This window comes from Marinobacter qingdaonensis (assembly GCF_034555935.1).
In the GTDB taxonomy this organism is placed as follows: Bacteria; Pseudomonadota; Gammaproteobacteria; order Pseudomonadales; family Oleiphilaceae; genus Marinobacter; species Marinobacter qingdaonensis.
The window spans coordinates 154,170-175,153 of record NZ_JAYDCJ010000001.1 but is presented as its reverse complement, the minus strand read 5'-3'; the positions used below and the strand labels follow the sequence as shown (position 1 = coordinate 175,153).

General features: G+C 62.7%; 17 protein-coding genes and 1 tRNA gene. 13 read left to right on the top strand and 5 right to left on the bottom strand.

Annotation, left to right across the window (positions count from 1 at the left end; genetic code table 11):
• The first annotated feature begins 117 nt into the window (after positions 1-117).
• Together U5822_RS00750 and U5822_RS00745 are read left to right on the top strand one after the other, a co-directional pair.
• Positions 118-1,152: a hypothetical protein gene (locus U5822_RS00750; protein ID WP_322853713.1), complete on the top strand. Its 1,035-nt coding sequence runs from the start codon at positions 118-120 to the stop codon at positions 1,150-1,152.
• A 35-nt stretch (positions 1,153-1,187) separates the two neighbouring features.
• Positions 1,188-1,820 carry a LysE family translocator gene (locus tag U5822_RS00745; RefSeq protein WP_322853712.1) on the top strand — a complete coding sequence of 211 codons (633 nt, stop codon included), beginning with the start codon at positions 1,188-1,190 and terminating at the stop codon, positions 1,818-1,820.
• A gap of 63 nt (positions 1,821-1,883) precedes the next feature.
• Here U5822_RS00745 and fdxA read toward each other — a convergent pair whose 3' ends face one another.
• Together fdxA and mutS are read right to left on the bottom strand one after the other, a co-directional pair.
• Complete coding sequence (gene fdxA / locus U5822_RS00740; RefSeq protein WP_219477682.1) at positions 1,884-2,207, bottom strand: ferredoxin FdxA; 324 nt, start codon at positions 2,205-2,207, stop codon at positions 1,884-1,886.
• 159 nt (positions 2,208-2,366) lie between these two features.
• The gene (mutS, locus tag U5822_RS00735; RefSeq protein WP_322853711.1) at positions 2,367-4,991 is read right to left on the bottom strand and encodes a DNA mismatch repair protein MutS; all 2,625 of its coding nucleotides are present in this window, start codon (positions 4,989-4,991) and stop codon (positions 2,367-2,369) included.
• 82 nt (positions 4,992-5,073) lie between these two features.
• Here mutS and U5822_RS00730 point away from each other — a divergent pair, with 82 nt between their 5' ends.
• From U5822_RS00730 to U5822_RS00720, 3 genes are all read left to right on the top strand, one after another.
• On the top strand, positions 5,074-5,574 hold the full coding sequence (locus U5822_RS00730) for a CinA family protein (RefSeq protein WP_322853710.1): 501 nt from the start codon (positions 5,074-5,076) through the stop codon (positions 5,572-5,574).
• A gap of 188 nt (positions 5,575-5,762) precedes the next feature.
• Positions 5,763-6,806 carry a recombinase RecA gene (gene recA / locus U5822_RS00725; RefSeq protein WP_322854190.1) on the top strand — a complete coding sequence of 348 codons (1,044 nt, stop codon included), beginning with the start codon at positions 5,763-5,765 and terminating at the stop codon, positions 6,804-6,806.
• Positions 6,807-6,832: 26 nt separating this feature from the next.
• Positions 6,833-7,303, top strand: coding sequence for a flavodoxin family protein (locus tag U5822_RS00720; protein WP_322853709.1), 471 nt, complete (start codon positions 6,833-6,835; stop codon positions 7,301-7,303).
• A gap of 15 nt (positions 7,304-7,318) precedes the next feature.
• Here U5822_RS00720 and U5822_RS00715 read toward each other — a convergent pair whose 3' ends face one another.
• Complete coding sequence (locus U5822_RS00715; RefSeq protein WP_322853708.1) at positions 7,319-7,696, bottom strand: PilZ domain-containing protein; 378 nt, start codon at positions 7,694-7,696, stop codon at positions 7,319-7,321.
• Positions 7,697-7,956: 260 nt separating this feature from the next.
• On the opposite strand from U5822_RS00715, the gene U5822_RS00710 reads away from it, so the two are divergent.
• The 3 genes from U5822_RS00710 to U5822_RS00700 are packed head-to-tail and all read left to right on the top strand — an operon-like array spanning position 7,957 to position 12,666.
• Entirely contained in the window at positions 7,957-10,365 is a 2,409-nt protein-coding gene (locus tag U5822_RS00710; RefSeq protein ID WP_322853707.1) for a Lon protease family protein, read from the top strand.
• Positions 10,366-10,404: 39 nt separating this feature from the next.
• On the top strand, positions 10,405-11,031 hold the full coding sequence (fixJ, locus tag U5822_RS00705; protein ID WP_322853706.1) for a response regulator FixJ: 627 nt from the start codon (positions 10,405-10,407) through the stop codon (positions 11,029-11,031).
• Positions 11,032-11,076: 45 nt separating this feature from the next.
• Positions 11,077-12,666 carry an ATP-binding response regulator gene (locus U5822_RS00700; protein WP_322853705.1) on the top strand — a complete coding sequence of 530 codons (1,590 nt, stop codon included), beginning with the start codon at positions 11,077-11,079 and terminating at the stop codon, positions 12,664-12,666.
• Positions 12,667-12,719: 53 nt separating this feature from the next.
• Here the strand turns inward: U5822_RS00700 and U5822_RS00695 are convergent, their stop codons facing one another.
• Positions 12,720-13,598: a MaoC family dehydratase gene (locus U5822_RS00695; RefSeq protein ID WP_322853704.1), complete on the bottom strand. Its 879-nt coding sequence runs from the start codon at positions 13,596-13,598 to the stop codon at positions 12,720-12,722.
• Between the two features lie 214 nt (positions 13,599-13,812).
• On the opposite strand from U5822_RS00695, the gene U5822_RS00690 reads away from it, so the two are divergent.
• Positions 13,813-14,844: an AraC family transcriptional regulator gene (locus U5822_RS00690; protein ID WP_322853703.1), complete on the top strand. Its 1,032-nt coding sequence runs from the start codon at positions 13,813-13,815 to the stop codon at positions 14,842-14,844.
• Positions 14,845-14,980: 136 nt separating this feature from the next.
• Positions 14,981-15,057, top strand: a tRNA-Asp gene (locus U5822_RS00685).
• 183 nt (positions 15,058-15,240) lie between these two features.
• On the opposite strand, the gene U5822_RS00680 is transcribed toward U5822_RS00685, so the two are convergent.
• Positions 15,241-16,293 (bottom strand): AraC family transcriptional regulator, encoded by a 1,053-nt coding sequence (locus tag U5822_RS00680; RefSeq protein ID WP_322853702.1) that lies wholly within the window; start codon positions 16,291-16,293, stop codon positions 15,241-15,243.
• Between the two features lie 148 nt (positions 16,294-16,441).
• Here U5822_RS00680 and U5822_RS00675 point away from each other — a divergent pair, with 148 nt between their 5' ends.
• From U5822_RS00675 to U5822_RS00665, 3 genes are all read left to right on the top strand, one after another.
• Positions 16,442-18,511: an NADPH-dependent 2,4-dienoyl-CoA reductase gene (locus U5822_RS00675; RefSeq protein WP_322853701.1), complete on the top strand. Its 2,070-nt coding sequence runs from the start codon at positions 16,442-16,444 to the stop codon at positions 18,509-18,511.
• A 222-nt stretch (positions 18,512-18,733) separates the two neighbouring features.
• Positions 18,734-19,984, top strand: coding sequence for a DNA repair protein (locus U5822_RS00670; protein ID WP_322853700.1), 1,251 nt, complete (start codon positions 18,734-18,736; stop codon positions 19,982-19,984).
• Positions 19,985-20,097: 113 nt separating this feature from the next.
• Positions 20,098-20,982, top strand: a complete 885-nt coding sequence (locus tag U5822_RS00665; protein WP_322853699.1) for an NAD(+) kinase — start codon at positions 20,098-20,100, stop codon at positions 20,980-20,982.
• Positions 20,983-20,984: the final 2 nt, after the last annotated feature.

The window sequence follows — 20,984 nt, the reverse complement described above, 5'->3', positions numbered from 1 at the left end:
CTGGCATTTGCCCCGCCGCATGCCTGCTCCGGTAGTTTTGGCAAACCCGAATGGCCTCTGGGCGTGGTAGCCTCTGGGGTTCTGGTCATTCACCCCATCAACAGGATTGTCCCCGTCATGAGCAACAGCACTCCGGACCTGGCTTCCCAACTGCTGGAACTGCACGTAAAGCATGAACTGGCGGCGCTCAAGGGCGCCAAGCTGAGAAAGTTCCTGGAGCGGGAGGTCACCGAACTTCTCAAGCTGGCCGATTCGGTGACCCTGAATCGACTCAGCTCCGTGGACCGGGTGATGGGGGTGATCCAGCGCATCGTCATGGGCATGGAGCTGGACGCGGGCGTGCCCGAACTGGCGGCGGAAATGGCCACCGCGGTGTTGAACTCTCCGGTGCAGCAACGCACCACCCTGGGGGAAATCATCAGCCGGGACCAGGCCACCGGGTTTGTCGAGGAAGCCCTGGAGCTGCGCCAGCAGCGCGAGCGGATGATCAGCGAGATCATGGCCCACCCGGTGTACCAGGAGCTGGTCTCGAACCTGGTGTACGCAGGCCTGGTCAACTACCTGTACGAGGACAACCTGATCACCAAATCGGTGCCCGGGGTGGGCTCGATGATGAAATTCGGCAAGAAGATGGCCAACCGGGCCGTGCCCGGGCTGGACGAGAGCTTCGAGCGCCGGATCAAGACCTGGCTGTCGGACAGCCTGCCCGGACTGATCTCCCGCAGTGAGCAGTTCCTCAACAAGGCGCTGTCCGACGACGAGCTGCGGGACAGCGTCATGGCTGCCTGGGTGTCGGTGGAGCACCGGACCATCGCCGATCTGCGCGAGGGCCTCGGCGACGTGGAGTTGCAGGAGTTCGTGGTGCTCGGCTACGACTTCTGGCTGCACTTCCGGGAGACCGAGTACTTCGAGGGCTGTGCCCGGGCCGTGGTCGAGCACCTGTTCGAACTGTACGGCGACCGGCCCATCAACCACCTGCTGCAGGACATCGGCGTGACCCGGGAGGTGATTCTCGCCGAAGTCGATGCCCTGGCACTGCCGATCATGGACGTGCTCCGGGAAGAGGGGTATCTTGAGGCCTTGGTCCGTCGTCGGCTCGGCAGTTTCTACACCTCGGCGGCGGCCCGCAAACTACTCGCTTCGGAGGCCTGAGCTGCGGCCTCCGGCTTGATGGACGGAGGCGCTTTGTGTTTACCGAACTGTTCTGGGCCTACCTGGTCGCCATTACCCTGCTGACCGTCACACCCGGGGTCGATACCCTGCTGGTGATGCGCAACACCGGCCGTGGCGGGCTCCGGGACGGCTGCGCCACCAGCGTCGGCATTGGCAGCGGCCTGTTCATTCACGCCACGCTCTCCGCCCTGGGTATCTCGATCCTGCTGGTGGAAACCGCCTGGGCCTTTACCGCCTTGAAGTGGGCCGGTGCCTGCTACCTGATCTGGCTGGGGATCGCCTCCCTGCGGGGGGCGATGACCGGCTCGAAGCCCCAGCACGCGGAAGCGGGGGTGGTCGCCAAGCGCAAGGTCTCTATGGCCTTGTCGTTCCGGGAAGGGTTGCTGTCGAACGTGCTCAACCCCAAGACCGCACTGTTCTACATGGCCCTGTTGCCCCAGTTTATCGATCCCGCCGGTAACGCGTTCCAGCAGTCACTGGTGCTGGCCGCCGTGCATTTTTTCCTGTGCATGGTCTGGCAGTGCGGCCTGGCCTTCGTGGTGGTGCGGTTCAAGGCGCTGGGCGCCAGTGCCCGGTTGAAGCGCGCGCTTAATGTCGCGACCGGTGGTTTCTTCGTGGCCATGGGCGCCAAGCTGGCCAGCAGCTGAGACTGGCTTCGGCCATGAAAAAAGGGAAGCCCGAGGGCTTCCCTTTTTTGCGTCTGCCGACCCTTATTTTTCCAGGTACTGCAGCTTGTCCGGCTTGCCATCCCACTCTTCGGCGTCTGGCAGGGGATCTTTCTTCTCGGTGATGTTCGGCCACTTTCCGGCGAGATCAGCGTTGAGTTCAACAAACTGCACCTGATCGGCGGGCAGCTCATCCTCGGAGAAGATGGCCTCGGCCGGGCACTCGGGCTCGCACAGGGCGCAGTCGATGCACTCGTCCGGGTCAATTACCAGAAAGTTCGGGCCTTCGTAGAAGCAGTCTACCGGGCAGACTTCCACGCAGTCCGTGTATTTACACTTGATGCAGTTATCAGTAACGATAAACGCCATAGTCAGATCCCTGGTCCAGTGGTCAATCTCATCCGGAGCTTGTCGTCAGGCTCCACGGTTATGTTTTAGTGCGCGATATTGTAGGGAGCGCCCCCCGGCCCCGCAAGCGTTTGGCCGCTATATCCTTATTCCCAGCGCCCGATAATTCGAATTTTTTCCCTATTTGACCAATAACGCCTTGAGTTCGTACAGCCGGTTCATGGCCTCGCGCGGGGTCAGGTCGTCCAGTTCGAGCACTTTCAGGGCTTCTTCCACGGCACTCGGCTCCAGGCTGGCGAACATGTCGCCCTGCATGACCGGGTCCTGGGTCGCCGGGGCCCGGCTGGTCTCCGGTGCCGGCGCCGCTGCGGATTGGCTGGCCGGGCTGACCGGCGTGGCCGTGCCTTCCAGGTGGGCCAGTTGGCCCTTGGCGTTGCGGATCACGTCCTGGGGCACCCCCGCCAGTTTGGCCACCTGCAGGCCGTAGCTCTGGCTGGCCGGGCCGTCGTGCACGTTGTGCAAGAACACGATGCTGTCATCGTGCTCGGTGGCCGTCAGGTGCACGTTCACCGCGTGCTGCAGTTCGTCGGCCAGCTGGGTCAGCTCGAAGTAGTGAGTGGCGAACAGGGTGTAGCAGCGAATGTTCTTGGCCAGGTGTTCGGCCGTGGCCCAGGCCAGGGACAGGCCGTCGAAGGTGCTAGTGCCGCGGCCGACCTCGTCCATCAGTACCAGGCTGTACTCGGTGGCGTTGTGCAGGATGTTGGCGGTCTCGGTCATTTCCACCATGAAGGTGGAACGGCCGCCGGCGATGTCGTCCGAGGAGCCCATGCGGGTAAAGATCCGGTCCACCGGGCCCAGCACCGCGCGATTGGCCGGGACAAAACTGCCGGTGTAGGCGAGCAGGGCGATCAGGGCCGCCTGGCGCATGTAGGTGGACTTACCGCCCATGTTCGGGCCGGTGATCACCAGCATGCGACGCTGGGTGTCCATCAGCAGGTCGTTGGGCACGAAAGGTTCGTCCAGTAGCTGCTCCACCACCGGGTGCCGGCCCTCTTCGATATCGAAGCCCGGGGTGTCGCTGAACTCCGGCGGGCAGAAGCGCAGGGAGGTGGCGCGCTCGGCGAAATTGCTCAGCACGTCCAGCTCGGCCAGGGCCTGGGCGGCGTCCTGCAGCGGCGCCAGTTGCTCGGCCACGGTTTCCAGCACCTGGTCGTACAGCGCCTTTTCCCGGGCCAGGGCCCGGCTCTTGGCGCTCAGGGCCTTGTCTTCGAATTCCTTCAGTTCCGGGGTGATGAAACGCTCAGCGTTTTTCAGGGTCTGGCGCCGGATGTAATCCGCCGGGGCCTGGTCAGACTGGGCCCGGCTGATTTCGATGTAGTAACCATGCACCCGGTTGTAGCCCACCTTCAGGGTGCTGATGCCGGTGCGTTCCTTTTCCCGGGTTTCCACATCGAGCAGGTACTGGCCGGCGTTCTCGCTGATATTGCGCAGTTCGTCCAGTTCCTCGTCGAAGCCTTCGCGAATGACCCCGCCGTCGCGGATCACCACTGGCGGATTATCGATCAGGGCCCGCTCCAGCAGGTCCGACAGCTCCGGGTACTCGCCAATGGTGGTGGCCAGTTTGACGATGTGGTGCGAGTTCACCGGCTTCAGGGTTTCCTGCAGGTCGGGCAGGGCCTGGAAGGCGTCGCGCAGACGCGCCAGGTCCCGCGGCCGGGCCGAGCGCAGGGCGACCCGGGCCAGCACCCGCTCGATGTCGCCAACGGTTTTCAGCAGGTCGTGCACCGGCTCGTAATGGAAACCGTCCAGCAGGGCAGACACCGCCTGCTGGCGCTGGGACACCACGTCGACATCCCGCAGTGGCCGGTTCAGCCAGCGCCGCAGTTCCCGGCCGCCCATGGCGGTGGCGGTCTTGTCCATGACCCAGGCCAGGGTGTGCAGGTGCCCGCCCATCAGGTTAGTGTCGATTTCCAGGTTACGGCGACTGGCGGCATCGAGAATCACCGCCTCGTCCCGACGTTCCCGGGTCAGCTTGCGGATATGCGGCAGCGCCGTGCGCTGGGTTTCCCGGGCGTACTGCAGCAGGCAGCCGGCGGCGCAGATCGCCAGGGTCAGATCCTCGCAGCCAAAGCCGGTCAGATCGCGCACCTGCAGCTGGTGGGTGATGACCCGGTGGGCGGTGTCCGATTCGAACAGCCAGGGCCCCTGGCGGCGAATCCCGGTCAGACCCTCCAGCACGTCCTCGTAGGGGAAATCTTCGCTGATCAGGATCTCGGCGGGGCGCAGGCGTTGCAGCTCTCCCTGCAGGGCTTCCAGGTTTTCCAGTTCCGAGACCGCAAAGCGGCCACTGGAGATGTCCAGGGAGGCAAAGCCGAACTGTTCCCGGTGGCTGTAGATGGCCACCAGCAGGTTGTCGCGGCGGTCTTCCAGGTAGGCGTCGTCGCTCAGGGTGCCGGGGGTGACGATGCGCACCACCTGGCGTTCAACCGGCCCCTTGCTGGTGGCCGGATCGCCTATCTGCTCGCAGATGGCGATGGATTGACCCGCGCGCACCAGCCGGGCAATGTAGCCTTCAGAAGAATGAAAGGGGATGCCCGCCATGGGAATCGGGTTGCCGCCGGACTGACCGCGGGCGGTCAGGGTGATGTCCATGAGCTCGGCGGCTTTCTTGGCATCCTCGTAGAACAGCTCGTAAAAATCCCCCATGCGGTAGAACACCAGCTCGTTCGGATGCTGGCCCTTGATCTTGAGGTATTGCTGCATCATCGGGGTGTGCTTGGAGAGATCGGTCTGAGCTGCTGACATGAAGCGGTCCGGATTGCCTTGCTTTGGATGAAGGCGTGAATTGTAAGAAAATAATGCGCGCGATGAAACGAAGGAGAACAGGATGGGCGCCAGCGATCAGGATTTGGCCACCGAGGCGGGGCGACTGGGCGAACTGCTCGAGCAGCAGGGCCGTATGATTGTCACCGCCGAGAGCTGCACCGGCGGCTGGGTTGCCAAGGCCCTGACCGATCGGGCCGGCTCCTCCGCTTACGTGCTGGGCGGGCTGGTGACCTACAGCAACGACGCCAAGCGGGAATTGCTGGGGGTGACCGCCAAATCCCTGGATGAGCACGGCGCGGTGAGCGAACCGGTGGTGCGGGAGATGGTGGCCGGTGCCCTGGCCGCGACCGGTGCCCAGGTGGCCGTGGCCATCAGTGGCGTTGCGGGTCCCGGTGGCGGCAGTGACGACAAGCCGGTGGGCACCGTCTGGTTCGCCTGGGGCCGGGACCCGGCCACCACCGAGGCGGTGCAGCAGCACTTTGCTGGCGATCGCGACCAGGTTCGCCGCCAGGCCGTTCTCTTTGCCCTGCAAGGAGTGCGTGGCTTCCTGGAGCAGGCCTGACCCGCTGACAACCGCCGCTGCCGGGGCTCCCGGGGTGTTTCGGTAAACAGGGGTTGGTCTGGTCAACGGGTTATGTTTTAATACTGTTCAAATATACAGGAAAGCACTGTTTGTCCGGTTTTCCTGATCCACTATTCGGCGATGGCCCGCCCGGGCATGTCGCCATGGCGACAGAGGGTTTTGCACTGATGGAAGACAACCGCAAGAAAGCACTTAGCGCAGCATTGGGCCAGATTGAGCGGCAGTTCGGTAAGGGCGCCGTGATGAAAATGGGCGATCAGCCCCGCGAAGCGATTCCTGCGGTTTCCACCGGCTCCCTGGGGCTGGACGTGGCACTGGGTATTGGCGGCCTGCCGTACGGCCGGATCGTCGAGATCTACGGCCCGGAAAGTTCCGGTAAAACCACGCTGACCCTGCAGGTGATTGCCGAAGCCCAGAAGCAGGGCAAAACCTGTGCCTTCGTGGACGCCGAGCACGCGCTGGATCCGGTCTACGCCGAGAAACTGGGCGTCAACGTCGATGAGCTGCTGGTGTCCCAGCCGGACACCGGTGAGCAGGCGCTGGAGATCGCCGACATGCTGGTGCGCTCCAACGCCATCGACGTGATCATCGTCGACTCCGTCGCCGCCCTGACACCGAAGGCGGAAATCGAGGGCGAGATGGGTGACAGCCATGTGGGCCTGCAGGCGCGACTGATGTCCCAGGCCCTGCGGAAGCTGACCGGTAACGTCAAGCACGCCAACTGCCTGATGGTGTTCATCAACCAGATCCGGATGAAGATTGGCGTGATGTTCGGTAGCCCCGAGACCACCACCGGTGGTAATGCCCTCAAGTTCTACTCGTCCGTGCGTCTCGACATCCGCCGCATCGGCGCCGTCAAGGACGGTGACGAAGTGGTCGGTAACGAAACCCGGGTGAAAGTGGTCAAGAACAAGGTGTCGCCGCCGTTCAAGCAGGCCGAGTTCCAGATCATGTACGGCAAGGGCATTTACCACATGGCCGAGGTGCTGGACATGGGCGTGAAGGAAGGCTTCGTGGACAAGTCCGGTGCCTGGTACGCCTACAACGGCGACAAGATCGGCCAGGGCAAGGCCAACGCCTGCAAGTTCCTGGAAGAGAACCTGGACATGGCGAACGAAATCGAAGCCAAGGTCCGTGACAAGCTGATGCCGAAGCCGGAGAAAAAGGAAAAGGCGGAAGAGCCGGCCGAAGCCAACGGTGAATTGCTCTGATCGACTGATCACCCAGGGGAGGGCGTATGGCCGTCACAAAGCGGTTGCTGATCGTGGCGCACGCGCCTTCCCCGAATACCCGCACCCTCCGGGACGCCGTCGAGCAGGGCGCCCGCCACAGCGACATCGACAACGTTGAGGTCATCGTCAAGGCCCCGCTCGATGCCGGTCCTGATGACATCCTGGCCTGTGACGCCATCATCCTCGGCACCACCGAAAATCTCGGCTACATGAGCGGGGCGCTGAAGGATTTTTTTGACCGCAGTTACTACCCCTGCCTGGAGCAGACCCAGGGGCTGCCTTTTGCCTACTACATCCGGGCCGGCCACGACGGCACCGGGACCCACCGAGCCATCGAAACCATCACCACCGGCCTGCGCTGGAAACGGGTTCAGGAGCCGCTGATCTGTCGCGGGGAGTACCGTGAGGACTTCGAGCAGCAATGCCAGGAGTTGGGCCTGTATCTGGCGGCCAGTCTGGATGCCGGGCTGATCTGACCGCGGTGCCGGCGGCTAGCTGGCGAACCGGTTGTAAAACCCTTCGAGGCGGGACAGGGCGTTGTCCACGGTTCGGGAATAGCTGTTTTTGTCGCGGCAGTAACTGAACTGCACGCTGACCCGATAGCCGGTCTGGAACGGCTGGCATTCCACCACCCGGGCGCCTACCCGCGATTCACTGATGTACTTGCCGGTAAAGTCCATGAACAGGCGGGCGCCGGGCTCCACCGGGCGCGGGCAGAGCACGGCCATGCCGTATCGGTTCAAATCGAGGCAGGTGACCGCCATGGCCTGACGGCCCCGACCGAAAAAGCCCCGTTCCCGGAGCTGCACCTGAAGGCAAGAGGCGGGGTAGCGATCTTTGATTCTGCGATCGATGGAATCACTGGTCATAGATGTGCGTCCACAGCGTTTCTTGTCTTTATCACGGTTCCAGTCCCGGTCGTCGCACCGAACGGCGGCCGGGTCAGGAAGTTTAGTGCCCGGATCGCTGGCTGAAAAATACACACTGGTGAAACTGTGAACTGGGTGGCACTTTCAGCGGGCCACGTAAGGGCCTGTTCCTGACCAGAAATCTTCGGCCGGCACGCGACAGGGGCGGCTGCAGAATCTACAATGGCCGGCTAATGATACAACCGTTACAGGACCGACCCTTGAAGTCACTGTCTCTGCACCAGCTCTACAAAGCCTGCGTTCTGAAAGATCTGCCGTTCAAAACCACCCGGCAACTGGAGCCCCTGGCCGAAATCGTTGGCCAGAACCGGGCCCAGGAAGCCGTGCGCTTTGCCCTTGCCATGCCCCACAGCGGCTACAACGTCTACGCGGTGGGCCGGGACGGTCTGGGCAAACGCACCATGATGTTGCGGTACCTGGAGCATCATGTGGACACCGAACAGCAGAGTCATGACTGGTGCTACGTGGCCAATTTCGAGGAGCCGCGGGTTCCTAAGTTGCTGAAGCTGCCGCCGGGCAAGGGCTCCGGCCTGAAGCACGACATGGAAAAGCTGATGAGCCGGCTGGTCAAGGTGATCCCGCAGACCTTCGACAGCGACAGCTTCCTGGAACGCTCCGAACAGCTCAAGAACGAATACGGCAAGATGCAGGAAGACGAGCTGGAGAAGGTTGCGGCCCAGGCCAAGCGGAAAAACGTCAGCCTGACCGTGTCGACTCCGGGTGGCTACCGCCTGGTGGCCATGAACGGCGAAGAGCCGCACACGGCGGAAACCTTCCAGGCCCTGACGGAGGCTCAGCGCGACAAGTTCGAGGACGTCATCAATCGCCTCGAGAAAAAGCTGCGCCAGGCCCTGCGCAAGCTGGCGGACTGGGAGCAGGAGTACGCCGACAAGCAGCAGGCGCTGAACAAGGAGACCCTGGAAGGCATCACCGGGCATCAGATCGACGAGCTCAAGGAAAAGTACGCCGAGCTGCCGGACGTGGTGGCGTTTTTCGAGGCGGTGCGGGCCGACCTGGTGGAGAACCTGGACATCTTCCTTGATGACGACGATGAGCAGGCGGCCATCGCCTACGCGTCCCTGGATAAGAAAATGCCCCGCCGCTACCTGGTGAACCTGCTGGTGCACCAGAAGACCAATGAGGTGCCGGTGGTGGTGGAGGACAACCCCAACTACCACAACCTGTTCGGCTATGTGGAGAACGTCACTTACAAGGGCACGGTGTTCACCGACTTCTCCCTGATCCGCCCCGGCAGCCTGCACCGCGCCAACGGTGGCTACCTGCTGATGGACGCCATCAAGGTGCTGGAGCAGCCTTACGTCTGGGACGGCCTCAAGCGCGCCTTGCGCTCCAAATCCATCCAGATCAATTCCCTGGAGCGGGAGCTGACTCTGTCCGGCGCGATCTCCATCGAGCCGGAAGCGGTGCCGCTGGACGTGAAAATTGTCCTGTTCGGGGATCGCGAAACCTGGATGCTGCTGCAGGAATACGATTCGGAGTTTTCCGAACTGTTCCGGGTGACCGCGGACTTCGAGAACGAGATGTACCGCTCCGACGCCAGCCAGCTGCTCTACGCCAAATTCATCGCCAGCCTGGTCAGCGAGAAAAAACTGCTGCATTGCACCAACAAGGCGGTGGCCCGGGTGATCGAATACAGCGCCCGCATCGCCGAGCATCAGGACCGGCTGTCGCTGCACGCCGCCGATATTGCCAACCTGCTGCGGGAATCCGACTTCTGGGCCCGACAGGCCGAGGCCAAGCTGATCCAGGACGTGCACGTGGAGCGCGCGCTGGAAAGTGCCCGCTACCGCAGCAGCCGCATTCGCGACCAGTTCTACGACTCCATCCGTGACGGTTCCACCCTGGTGTCCACCAGCGGCACCTGCGTCGGTCAGGTCAATGCCCTGTCGGTGCTGTCGACCGGAGGCTTTGAATTCGGCCTGTCCAACCGGGTGACGGCAACCTGCTACTATGGGGATGGTGCGGTCATGGATATCGAGCGGGACGCCAAGCTGGGCGGCAACATCCACTCCAAGGGGGTGATGATCCTCAGCTCCTGGCTGGCCTCGCACTTTGCGGTGACCGATCCCATGCACCTGTCAGCCAGCCTGACGTTCGAGCAGAATTACGGCGAGGTGGATGGCGACAGCGCCTCCATGGCCGAGCTGTGCGCCCTGATTTCCTCGCTGTCGGGCATTCCGGTCCGCCAGGACCTGGCGGTGACCGGATCGGTCAACCAGTTCGGTGAAGTGCAGCCGATCGGCGGTGTGAACGAGAAAGTGGAAGGCTTCTTTGCCACCTGCCAGCTCAAGGGTGGCTTGACCGGCACCCAGGGCGTGATCGTACCCAGCACCAACGTCCAGAACCTGATGCTGGACAGCGAAGTGGTCCAGGCCGCGCGCGATGGCCAGTTTGCGGTCTACGCCGTGAGCCAGCTGGAAGAGGCGGTGACCCTGCTGCTGGGTAAGCCGGCGGGCAAGGCCGACGACAAGGGCAGGTACCCGAAGCAGAGCGTTTTTGGCATTATCCAGCAACGGCTTGAGCAAATGCGCGAACACGAGCGGCAGGAAAACGCTCGGGACGACCATAAGGATCCGTCAATCCACTGACCGGACACCATAAGAAAGCGGACAGGAGAGAACACACCGATGACTGATATCCAGCAGACCGTTTACGTAGTTGAAGACGATGAAGCGGTTCGTGATTCACTGGAGCTGCTGCTGAAATCCGACGGCAAGCCGGTAAAGACCTATGAGAGCGCCACCAGCTTCCTGAAGGACTACTCCGACCAGATGGCCGGGTGTATCGTGCTGGATATCCGCATGCCAGGCATGGATGGCATGGAGCTGCAGAAGAAGCTGAACGAGAAGCACTCGATCCTGCCCATCATCTTCGTCACCGGTCACGGCGACGTTCCCATGGCGGTGGACGCCATGAAAGAGGGCGCCGTGGACTTCATCCAGAAGCCTTACCGCGAAGAGGCTCTGCTGGAGAAGATTGAAGCGGCCCTGGCCCAGGACCTGGAACAACGCAAGTCCCTGGATGAGAAGCAGGAAATCATCCGTCGGGTGAAGAGCCTGACCCCGCGCGAACACGAGATCATGGACCGGATGATCGCCGGCCAGGCCAACAAGGTGATCGCGATCGAGCTGGAGATCAGTCAGCGTACGGTGGAGATCCACCGGTCCCGGGTAATGCACAAAATGGGGACCCATTCCCTGGCGCACCTGGTGCGTATGGTCTTGTCCGTAAAGGACCGTATCGACGCCCGTTGATCCGGCCGGCATCATACCCGGATCATAGCAACCGGCTCCCTTTTTATGACTGAAGTTGTCAGTGAGAACTCGGAGGTCACGGTTCTGCTCGTGGATGACAATCCGCAGAACCTGAAAGTCCTCTACGAGACCCTGAAAGACAAAGGTTATCGCCTGCTCATCGCCAACGAAGGTGAGAAGGCCCTGGACCTGGCCCACCGCCACCAGCCTGAAGTCATCCTTCTGGACATCATGATGCCGGAAATGGACGGCTATGAGGTGTGTCAGCGCCTCAAGGCCGACCCGGCGACGGCCGACTGTGCCGTGGTGTTCCTCTCCGCCCTGGATGATCTGCAAGCCAAGGTGAAAGGGTTTGCCCTGGGCGGTGCCGATTACATCTCCAAGCCGTTCCAGTCCCAGGAAGTGATTGCCCGGGTAAAGACCCATGCCCGCGTGATTCGCCTGGAGCGCGAACTCCAGGCCCGCAACCGCGAGCTGCAGGGCGACCAGACCCGCATTCTCAACTCCATCAGCGAGGGCATTTACGGCCTCGACGAGCACGGTGTCATCGAGTTTGCCAACCCGGCCGCAGCGCTGGTGATGTGCAGCCCGGTTGAGGAGCTGATTGGCCGAAATTTCTTCGAGACCCATTTTGCCACCTGCCAGGACAATCGGGACGGCCTGCCGGTCCAGGGCACCTGTCGCCAGGGGGTGGCCGAAAACCAGCGCAACATCCGGATGCGGCGGCTGGATGGCACCGGGTTCCCGGCCGAGTACCGCTCGACCCCCAAGCTGGACGAAGGTGAATTGCACGGTGCCGTGGTGGTGTTCCGGGACATCACCGCCGAACTGGAGAACGAGGCCGCGTTGGAAGAGGCCAGGGAACTGGTTCAGGAGCAGCGGGACCAGTTGGCCCACGCCTCACGACTGACTACCATGGGCGAGATGGCCGCGGGCTTTGCCCACGAGGTCAATCAGCCGCTGACCGCGATCACCAATTATGCCCGGGTGTCCAAGCGGATGATGGGCAAGGAGTCGCCGGATCTCGGCCTGCTGGCCGAAACCCTGGACAAGATCGAGGCCCAGTCGCACCGGGCCAGTGAGATCATTCGCCGGATCCGCCGGTTCATGAAGAAGCCGGCGACCGGCAAGGAAATCATTTCCGTGCCCACCTTGTTGGAGGACACCCGGCAGTTTGCGGAAGTGGACATGCGCAACAACGAGGGCGGCATTGACCTGTCGGTTCCCGATTCGCTGCCGGAGGTCATGGCCGACCCGATCCAGGTGCAGCAGGTTGCTCTCAACCTCATCCGCAACGCCCTGGAAGCCACCCGCAGTGCCAATGCGTCCACGCCGGTGGAGGTCAGCGCCGAGGTGCTTGGCACCAGCTGTGTCCGGATCCAGGTCCGCGACCATGGCGTGGGGCTGCCGGACGACGCCGAGGACAAGCTGTTCCTGCCGTTCTACACCACCAAGGACGAGGGTATGGGAATCGGGCTCGCCACCTGTCGGTCACTGATTCAGGCCCAGGGCGGGGATATCGGCTTCGAGCGCCCGGACGGTGCCGGCGCCTGTTTCTACTTCACTTTGCCGGTCGCCGGCGCCACCGGCGCACCCTGCAGTCCGGACGCCAATCCCGATGCCGAGCACGCCTGAGGACTCCCTCAGGCGCTCACTCCGGCTTCGGTCCTCGCACCGGGTCCAATCCGTTACAGCCAATCGATACGCCCGCTCAGGTGAGGCGCATCGCCTTTCGCGTTGAGCAACTGATAATCCCAGCCGGACGTCCCGGTCTGCCAGTTCAGCTGCGCCGTGCCCGGCAGGAACAGGGGTTTCTTGAACTGGCAGCTCACCCGCACTGGTCCGGCTTGCCAGTCGGGCTGCTGTTGCAGCAGCGCCAGCACCCGCGCCTTACTCCACATGCCGTGGGCAATCGCCCTCGGAAAACCGAAGGCCTTGGCGCTGAGGGCGTGCATGTGGATCGGGTTGCGGTCCCCGGACACGGCGGCGTACTGGCGGCCGATGGCTTCCGGTGCACTCACGTCCAGGGTGTTGGGGTAGCGCTCGAGCTTCGGCGGTGCCGACTTGCCCTTATTGGCACCCTCGTTCGGGGCGGGCTGCCGGAACAGGTTCACGCTGGATTCCTCCCAAACCAGCCGGCCCGAGGCGTAGGCTTCGGTGATCAGGTCAAACTCAATGCCGCGACTGGTACGCTCCTGAGCCCCCAGACGCACGCTCAGGTCGAGAATCTCGCCCCGGCCAATGTCCCGGTGCTGGGTGATGGTGTTCCTCAAATGCACCAGGCCCAGCAGTGGCAGCGGGAACTGCTTGTCCGTCAGCAGCCTGAGGTGCAGTGGAAAAGCTATCAGATGGGGCCAAGTGATCGGCAGGTGCCGGGTTTGCGGCGCGCCGCAGATGGCCTGAAACCGGTCCAGAGCCGGGCTTGAGGTGCCGGCGCCAACCAGTCTGGCGCTCAATTCGGGCAGTGTGATGTCGCTGGCGCCGCGGCCTCCCTTGCGTGACAGGGCGCGGGCATAGAGCGGAAGCAATTTGGGTGCTTCGTTACGGTAAGTCAGTGTGTCTGGCATGGGCAAAACCTCCTCGCCTCGTTTTCCGTCCAGTACGGCTGTGCGTCCGTGGCCTAATATGCTTTAATGCCAGCGGTTAGCCTGCGAACATTCGTGTGACAGGCTTCAAACTCTGGCAAACTCGGCCGGCTCAGGCATTGACCCGGTGTGCGACGCTAACTGTCCGGTGGGTCAAAGTAGGATTACATCAATAAGATAATAACAGCGGGGTCTTATGCAGGAACTTCGTGACGCGGGAGTGATGTTGCGCCTGATTTACGAGGCGATGAAAAGGAAAGGCGTCGATGTCGAGGCCATCTTCAACCGCCTGGGGGTGGACGAAAGCTACGTTTACTCCGATAAGCTGCGTACCCCTCACAGCGCGCAGGTGTACATCTGGCAGGCTCTGGAAGAGGTTTCCGGCGACCCGGACATCGGTCTGCACCTGGGGCAGCTGTTACCCGCCTACAAGGGGCAGGTGCTGGAGTACCTGTTTCTCAGTAGCCCCACCTTTGGCGAGGGACTCAGGCGTGCGCAGAACTACCAGCGCCTGCTCAGTGACGCCGCCAACATGGAGTTCATCATGGAGGGTGATCACGCCTGCCTCGTGTTGGACGCCGCCTCCGAGGAGGTGAGTCGCCTGAGGCATTTCAACGAGTGTTTCGTGCAGGGGGTTATCACTTTCTTCCGCTCTGTTACTGACGATTCCTTCTACCCTTCCCGCGTTGAGTTCGAGCATGAGCGTGAGCGTGGCCAAGAGCATGTGGCGGAGGTTCTGGGTTGCGAGGTGGCCTTCGGTGCAACCGAAAACCGTCTCTACTTCCCGGTATCGTTGTTGGCGCACGCCTCGCCCCATGCCGAACCTGAACTTCTGGATCTGCACGAACGCTTCGCGAGCGAGCAGATCGCCCGTCTGGAAAGGAAGGATATCGTCGGCCAGGTCGAGCGCATCGTGGCCGAACTGCTGGACAGCGGTGAGGTGACCCTGGATGCCGTGGCCGAGCGCCTGGGCATCAAGCCCCGTACCCTGCGGACTCGTCTGACCGAGGCCGAGACCAGCTTTAACCAGGTTCTGGCGGATTTCCGCTATCGGCTGGCGCGGCAGTTGCTGGCCACCACCGACGAGTCCATCGACGAGATCGTCTACCTGACCGGGTTCTCGGAGCCCAGTACCTTCTATCGGGCGTTCAAGCGCTGGTCGAACATGACGCCGATCGAGTACCGGAAAAACGCCCAGGGCAAGGACGCGATGGTCGAAGCCATGTAACGAATGCTTTTTCCGAAACTTTTTTCGGAAAAAGCGTTGACATAACGGGGCGCCTCTTTATAATGCGCCCTCGTTGTCACCGAGCAGTCACACCCCTGACTGCACCGCCTCCCAGGCAAGACGTGATGATCAACGCGGAGCGGTAGTTCAGCTGGTTAGAATACCGGCCTGTCACGCCGGGGGTCGCGGGTTCGAGTCCCGTCCGCTCCGCCATTTTTTCCCTCCTTTTTTGATTTCCATTGTCCTTGTCATCATCCCGTCACATTGATCGGTCAGGCTCATGCCGTGTTACGACCAGTCAACAGGATTTTCTATGCGGGATTACGAAGAAGAGCTCATTGAACAGCAGTTCGAGGAATTCGACGACGATGAGGGGTGGGACGACGCCACCGAAATCTAGTCCGTTGCCCGTAGCTGTTGTCGATGTTCCCCTGGGCTGATCCCAAACCAGCGCCGGTACGCCTTGTGAAAGGCCGGGGGATTGGCAAACCCCAGTAGCCAGGCAATTTCGGCCAGCGAAGTGCTGGTCTCCCGAATGTAGTCCCTGGCCAGATGCTTGCGGGTATCGTCCACCAGTTCCCGAAACCGCGTGCCCTCCGCCGCCAACTGCCGTTGCAGCGTCCAGGAGGCGACCCCCAGCTTGCCGGCGATGGTCTCCAGGCTTGGCGTTTCGCCCCGGAGCAGGGGCGTGAGCAGATGCCGTACCCGATCCCCCACCGACCAGCCCCGTTCAATCTGCTGCAGTTCCCGGTCGCACAGTTCCACCAGTTTTTCGTGCATGGCAGGTTGCGCCTGCAGGCTCGGCTGTCGCCAGAGGTCCGGTTTGATGGTCAGGGCGTTCTCGGCTGCGCCAAACTGGACCGGGCAGCGAAACCAGGCCTCGAACTGGTCATCAAGACCGATGGACGGATACTCAATGGTCACTCGCTCTAGCACGTCATAGTGCCCGGTCACGTTCCGGATAAACTGGGTCCAGGCGGCCAGCACCGAATCCACCACAAAAAAGTTGAAGCCGTTGTAGGGCCGGATCGAATAGAACCGGACCTTGCGCTCGGCCGGTTGAACCGACGGTGCGCCGCGGCTGTTCTGGCTGGTGAGCAGGGAGTAGCGCACCAGGGTGCCGATGGCGGCACCGGCCGTGGGCGCGGATTGGCCGGCCAGTCCGGCGATGCCGGCATCCACCGGGCGGGTGAGTGCGCCCATACGCAGGCCCAGGGCCCGGTTGCCGGTCTGGGCGATGGCGGCATGGCCCAGGCGCATGAAGCGCGGAATGCTGATGCGGGCCGCCGGCGACCCCAGGGTGTCACTGCCCAGCCGGAAATTGTCGGCCAGCACCGCGGTGTCGGCGCCTTCGGCCGCCGCGGCCCGCAGCAGTATCGAGGCGTGCAGAACGCTGATGGTGCCGAGCGCGTTGCGGGGTGTAGGCGGTGGTGGCACGGGGGTGGTCATGGGTTGCCTTTGTCTGACATGCTATCTGAAGATAATAAAATGTTATTGGTGGATATTGTTGAAGGCAAGGGCCGCGGGTACTTTAAGGGCAGAAAACGAGCCGGACCCATCGCAGGTCCGCCTGCACTGAGACCTGAGGAGACCAATCATGACCGAGACCGCCACCCCGGGCGTTGCCAAGTACCCGAATCTGCTGGAGCCGCTCGACCTCGGCTTTACCAAGTTGCGCAACCGGACCCTGATGGGGTCCATGCACACCGGTCTGGAGGAGGCCAAGAACGGTTTTGAGCGCCTCGCCGCCTTCTACGCCGAACGGGCCCGGGGTGGTGCTGGTCTGATTGTCACCGGCGGCATCGCCCCCAACGTCGAGGGCGGGGTGTTCCAGCACGCCGCCAAGATGACCAATGACGACGAGGTGCAGAGCCACCGGATCATCACCCAGGCCGTGCACGAAGCCGACGGCAAGATCTGCATGCAGATTCTGCACGCCGGTCGCTACGCCTACTCGCCGGAACTGGTCGCCCCGTCGCCGATCCAGGCGCCGATCAACCCGTTTACCCCGAACGAGCTGGATGAAGCGGGTATCGAAAAGCAGATCCAGGACTACGTCGACTGTGCCGCGCTGGCCCAGAACGCCGGCTACGACGGCGTCGAGATCATGGGCTCGGAAGGCTACTTCATCAACCAGTTCATCGTCTCCCACACCAACCACCGTACCGACCGCTGGGGCGGCAGCTACGAAAACCGCATCCGCCTGCCCATTGAGATTGTCCGTCGGGTCCGCGAGCGGGTGGGCGAGAAGTTCATCCTGGTGTACCGCCTGTCCATGCTGGACCTGATCGAGGACGGCAGCACCTGGGAGGAGGTGGTGCACCTGGCCAAGGAAATCGAGAAGGCCGGCGCCACCATCATCAATACCGGCATCGGCTGGCACGAGGCCCGGGTACCGACCATCGCCACCTCGGTGCCCCGGGGCGCCTTTACCAAGGTCACCGCGCGGCTCAAGGGCGAGGTGAGCATTCCCCTGGTCACCACCAACCGCATCAACATGCCTGACGTGGCCGAGAAGATCCTGGCCGAGGGGGATGCCGACATGGTGTCCATGGCCCGTCCGTTCCTGGCCGACGCCGATCTGGTGCGCAAGGCGGCCGAAGACCGGTCCGATGAAATCAACACCTGCATTGGCTGCAACCAGGCCTGCCTGGATCACACCTTCAGTGGCAAGTTGACCTCCTGCCTGGTGAACCCGCGCGCCTGTCACGAAACCGAGCTGACCTGGGTCAAGACCGCGGCGCCGAAATCCATTGCCGTGGTGGGCGCTGGCCCCGCCGGCCTGGCCTTTGCCACGGTGGCGGCCGAGCGCGGCCACCAGGTGACTCTGTTCGACGCCGGCAGTGAAGTCGGTGGCCAGTTCAACGTCGCCAAGCGCATTCCGGGCAAGGAAGAGTTCTACGAAACCCTGCGCTATTTCCGGGTCATGCTCGACAAGCACGGCGTCGATGTGCGGTTGAACACCCGGGTCGATGTCGAGGACCTGAAGGCCGGCGGCTACGACGAGGTGGTGCTGGCGACTGGGGTGAGCCCGCGCACGCCGGAGATTGAAGGCATCGAGCACCCGAAAGTCATCGGCTACCTGGACGCGCTGCTGGACCGCAAGCCCGTCGGCCAGAAGGTGGCGGTGATCGGCGCCGGTGGTATCGGCTTCGACGTGTCCGAGTTCATCGTGCACAAGGGCACCTCGGCCGCCCTGGACACCCAGCACTTCATGCGCGAGTGGGGTGTGGACCTGAGCGTTGAACATCGCGGCGGCATCAACGGCGTGACCCCGGAAGTGCCGGAGCCGGCCCGGGAAGTGTTCCTGCTGCAGCGCAAAGCCTCGAAGGTTGGCAAAAACCTGGGCAAGACCACCGGCTGGATCCATCGCACGTCTCTGAAAAACCGTCAGGTCCAGATGGTGCCGGGGGTCAGCTACCGCAAGATCGATGACGAGGGCCTGCACATCACCATCACGCCCAAGGGCGCCGAGCAGGGCGAGGATCGGGTGCTGCCGGTGGACACCATCATCGTCTGTGCCGGTCAGGAGCCGCTGCGCGAACTGCAATCCGGGCTGGAGGCGGCCGGCGTGCCGGTGCACCTGATTGGCGGCGCCGACGTGGCGGCGGAACTGGATGCCAAGCGCGCCATCAACCAGGGCAGTCGACTGGCGGCCGAGCTGTAACGGCACGGCTCCGCCGACCCGGTCACACAGGCAAACACAAAACGTTGCAGTTTTTCCCTGTGCACCGAAGATTGACTGGCTAGACTGGTAACCTAATGTCTGTCAGTTTGCAGAGCCGCGCGCCAGAAATGGCGCGCGGCTCTGTCGATACCGGCGTCAGATGGAAACCTTTTCAGGGTTTTATCGTGTGGGTGTCGAATTCTTGGAGTAAGGGGAGAGTCGATGGGATCTGCCGACCGGGCGACGGATGGTTACCAGGCGGTGTTTTTCGTGGAGGAGGGCCAGGTGGCGCGCCAGATGCGCGCCAGCGAGTTCGGCGCCTTCCTCGACGGCTATGTCGGGCTGTCGGACCTGGCTGAGACCGACGTTACCGCGGTGCTGGTGGAACTGAGCGGCGACTTGTTGGTGCAGGCCCTGGTGTTCTTCCGGATCTGGTTCGACGAGGAAGGCCGGGCCGACACCAGTTGGAGTCTGCCCATCGAGGAGCTGGCCAAGCGCGGTGCCAAGGGCCCTGATATGGGCGCTGGCCCGATCCGCCTGGTGTGTCGCAGTCAGTGCCCGGAACCGCGCTTCGCCGAGGACCTCTGGGATCCGGACATGACCCCTGGTAGCAACCATTTCCAGGCCATCCGCAAGGCCGTGGATGGCAATGCCCTGAAGTTCCGCAAACTGGAGCCGGTGACCGAGGACGAGGACATTCCCGTGCTCGACGCCGGTTCCTCGTCCGAGGACGGCGAGGGCGACGGGGCCGGCTCGGCCGACCGCACCCGCCTGGCCCAGCTGATTCGCGAGCAGCGGCTCCGGATCAAGACCCTGCAGAGTGTCCACCGCGACACCCTGGCCGACATCCAGCGTGAGCACCGGCTGGAGTTGCAGACCCTGCGCAGTGAATTTTCAGATCTGGAGCAGAAATACGAACGCCAGCGGCTCAGCAACGAGCAGCTGAAAAAGCGGCTGTCCGAGCGCAACGAGCAGTACCTCACCATGCAGGAACAGATTGCCGCCGGCGGCGAGGCCCAGAAGCGGGACGAAGCCAACGCCGGGGCCGAGCTGACCCTGCTGCGGGAACAGCTGGATCGCAAGCAGCGGGAGCTGGAGTTGCGGGATGATCGAATTGTGGCGCTGGAGCAGGAAAATCACGAACTGCGCAACCGCGAGCCGGCGGAAAATTCCATCATGGACCATCTCAAGCGCCAGTCGGCGTTCCTGGTGGCCTACCAGCCCGGTGCCGGCCACGTGACCCTGCCGTTCGACGCCATCGAAACCTACTTCGCCAACCCTGTGGCCTACGCCGCCGAACGCTGCGGCATCAACGAACCGGCCTACCGCGACTGGCTGGAGCACTACGAGCAGCCGGTGTGCCGGCACGCCGGACCCGACGGCAAGGCGTGCGGCGAGCCCCTGATGCGGGTCACCCAGCCGGCGGAATTCCGCCCGGGTGTGGATGATCGCTGCGCCAAGCACCAGTCCTGAGCCGTCGATCTTTTTTCAGTATCGAGGTGACTTTCGTTAAACTGTGGTCGAATTTGTCACGGGGCCGACGGATCTGACCGGCCCCATCGCGTCCCGACACCACAGGAAGCCTCATGGATCAATTCAGGAACATTGGCGTCATAGGCCGGATGGGCAGCGTGAAGGTGGTTGAATCCCTGCGCCAGCTCAAGCAATACCTGATTGCCAACAACTACCACGTGATACTGGAGGAAGACACCGCCGGCATGTTGCCGGGCCACGGTCTGCAGGTGGCCAGCAAAAAGCTGCTGGGCGAGATCTGTGATCTGGTCATTGTGGTGGGCGGTGATGGCAGCCTGTTGGGCGCGGCGCGTGAACTGGCAAAGTCCAAGATACCCCTGCTGGGGGTGAACCGCGGGCGCCTGGGCTTCCTGACCGACATCTCCCCCTCCGATCTCGAGGAGCGCCTGGGCAAGGTCCTGGAAGGCGAATACATCGAGGAAACCCGATTCCTGCTCGACGGCAACGTCGAACGCAACGGCCAGCCACTCGGTTTTGGCACCGCCCTCAACGACGTGGTCCTGCACCCGGGCAAATCCACCCGGATGATCGGTTTCGACCTCTTCATTGACGGCCATTTCGTCTATAGCCAGCGCTCCGACGGTTTGATTGTCGCCACCCCGACCGGGTCGACGGCTTATTCGCTGTCCGCCGGTGGCCCGATCATGCATCCGAAGCTCGACGCCGTGGTGCTGGTGCCCATGTTCCCGCACACCCTGAGCAGTCGCCCCATCGTTGTTGACGGTAAAAGCGAGATCAAGCTGGTGATTGGCGAGACCAACGAAACCTACCCGCAGATCTCCTTCGATGGCCAGATGAACATCGCTTGCGCCCCGGGCGACATCATCCGCATCACCAAAAAGCCGTTCAAGATCCGGCTGATTCACCCGACCGACCACAATTTCTACGCCACTTGCCGTGACAAGCTTGGCTGGGCCAGCGAGATTTCAGCGAGTTGATC

Coding starts and splice junctions, on each gene's coding strand:
- U5822_RS00720 (WP_322853709.1), top strand. CDS start 6,833: ATGGCCGTCACAAAGCGGTTGCTGATCGTGGCGCACGCGCCTTCCCCG.
- U5822_RS00730 (WP_322853710.1), top strand. CDS start 5,074: ATGGGCGCCAGCGATCAGGATTTGGCCACCGAGGCGGGGCGACTGGGC.
- U5822_RS00750 (WP_322853713.1), top strand. CDS start 118: ATGAGCAACAGCACTCCGGACCTGGCTTCCCAACTGCTGGAACTGCAC.
- U5822_RS00700 (WP_322853705.1), top strand. CDS start 11,077: ATGACTGAAGTTGTCAGTGAGAACTCGGAGGTCACGGTTCTGCTCGTG.
- U5822_RS00715 (WP_322853708.1), bottom strand. CDS start 7,696: ATGACCAGTGATTCCATCGATCGCAGAATCAAAGATCGCTACCCCGCC.
- U5822_RS00690 (WP_322853703.1), top strand. CDS start 13,813: ATGCAGGAACTTCGTGACGCGGGAGTGATGTTGCGCCTGATTTACGAG.
- fdxA (WP_219477682.1), bottom strand. CDS start 2,207: ATGGCGTTTATCGTTACTGATAACTGCATCAAGTGTAAATACACGGAC.
- fixJ (WP_322853706.1), top strand. CDS start 10,405: ATGACTGATATCCAGCAGACCGTTTACGTAGTTGAAGACGATGAAGCG.
- U5822_RS00675 (WP_322853701.1), top strand. CDS start 16,442: ATGACCGAGACCGCCACCCCGGGCGTTGCCAAGTACCCGAATCTGCTG.
- U5822_RS00670 (WP_322853700.1), top strand. CDS start 18,734: ATGGGATCTGCCGACCGGGCGACGGATGGTTACCAGGCGGTGTTTTTC.
- U5822_RS00695 (WP_322853704.1), bottom strand. CDS start 13,598: ATGCCAGACACACTGACTTACCGTAACGAAGCACCCAAATTGCTTCCG.
- mutS (WP_322853711.1), bottom strand. CDS start 4,991: ATGTCAGCAGCTCAGACCGATCTCTCCAAGCACACCCCGATGATGCAG.
- recA (WP_322854190.1), top strand. CDS start 5,763: ATGGAAGACAACCGCAAGAAAGCACTTAGCGCAGCATTGGGCCAGATT.
- U5822_RS00665 (WP_322853699.1), top strand. CDS start 20,098: ATGGATCAATTCAGGAACATTGGCGTCATAGGCCGGATGGGCAGCGTG.
- U5822_RS00680 (WP_322853702.1), bottom strand. CDS start 16,293: ATGACCACCCCCGTGCCACCACCGCCTACACCCCGCAACGCGCTCGGC.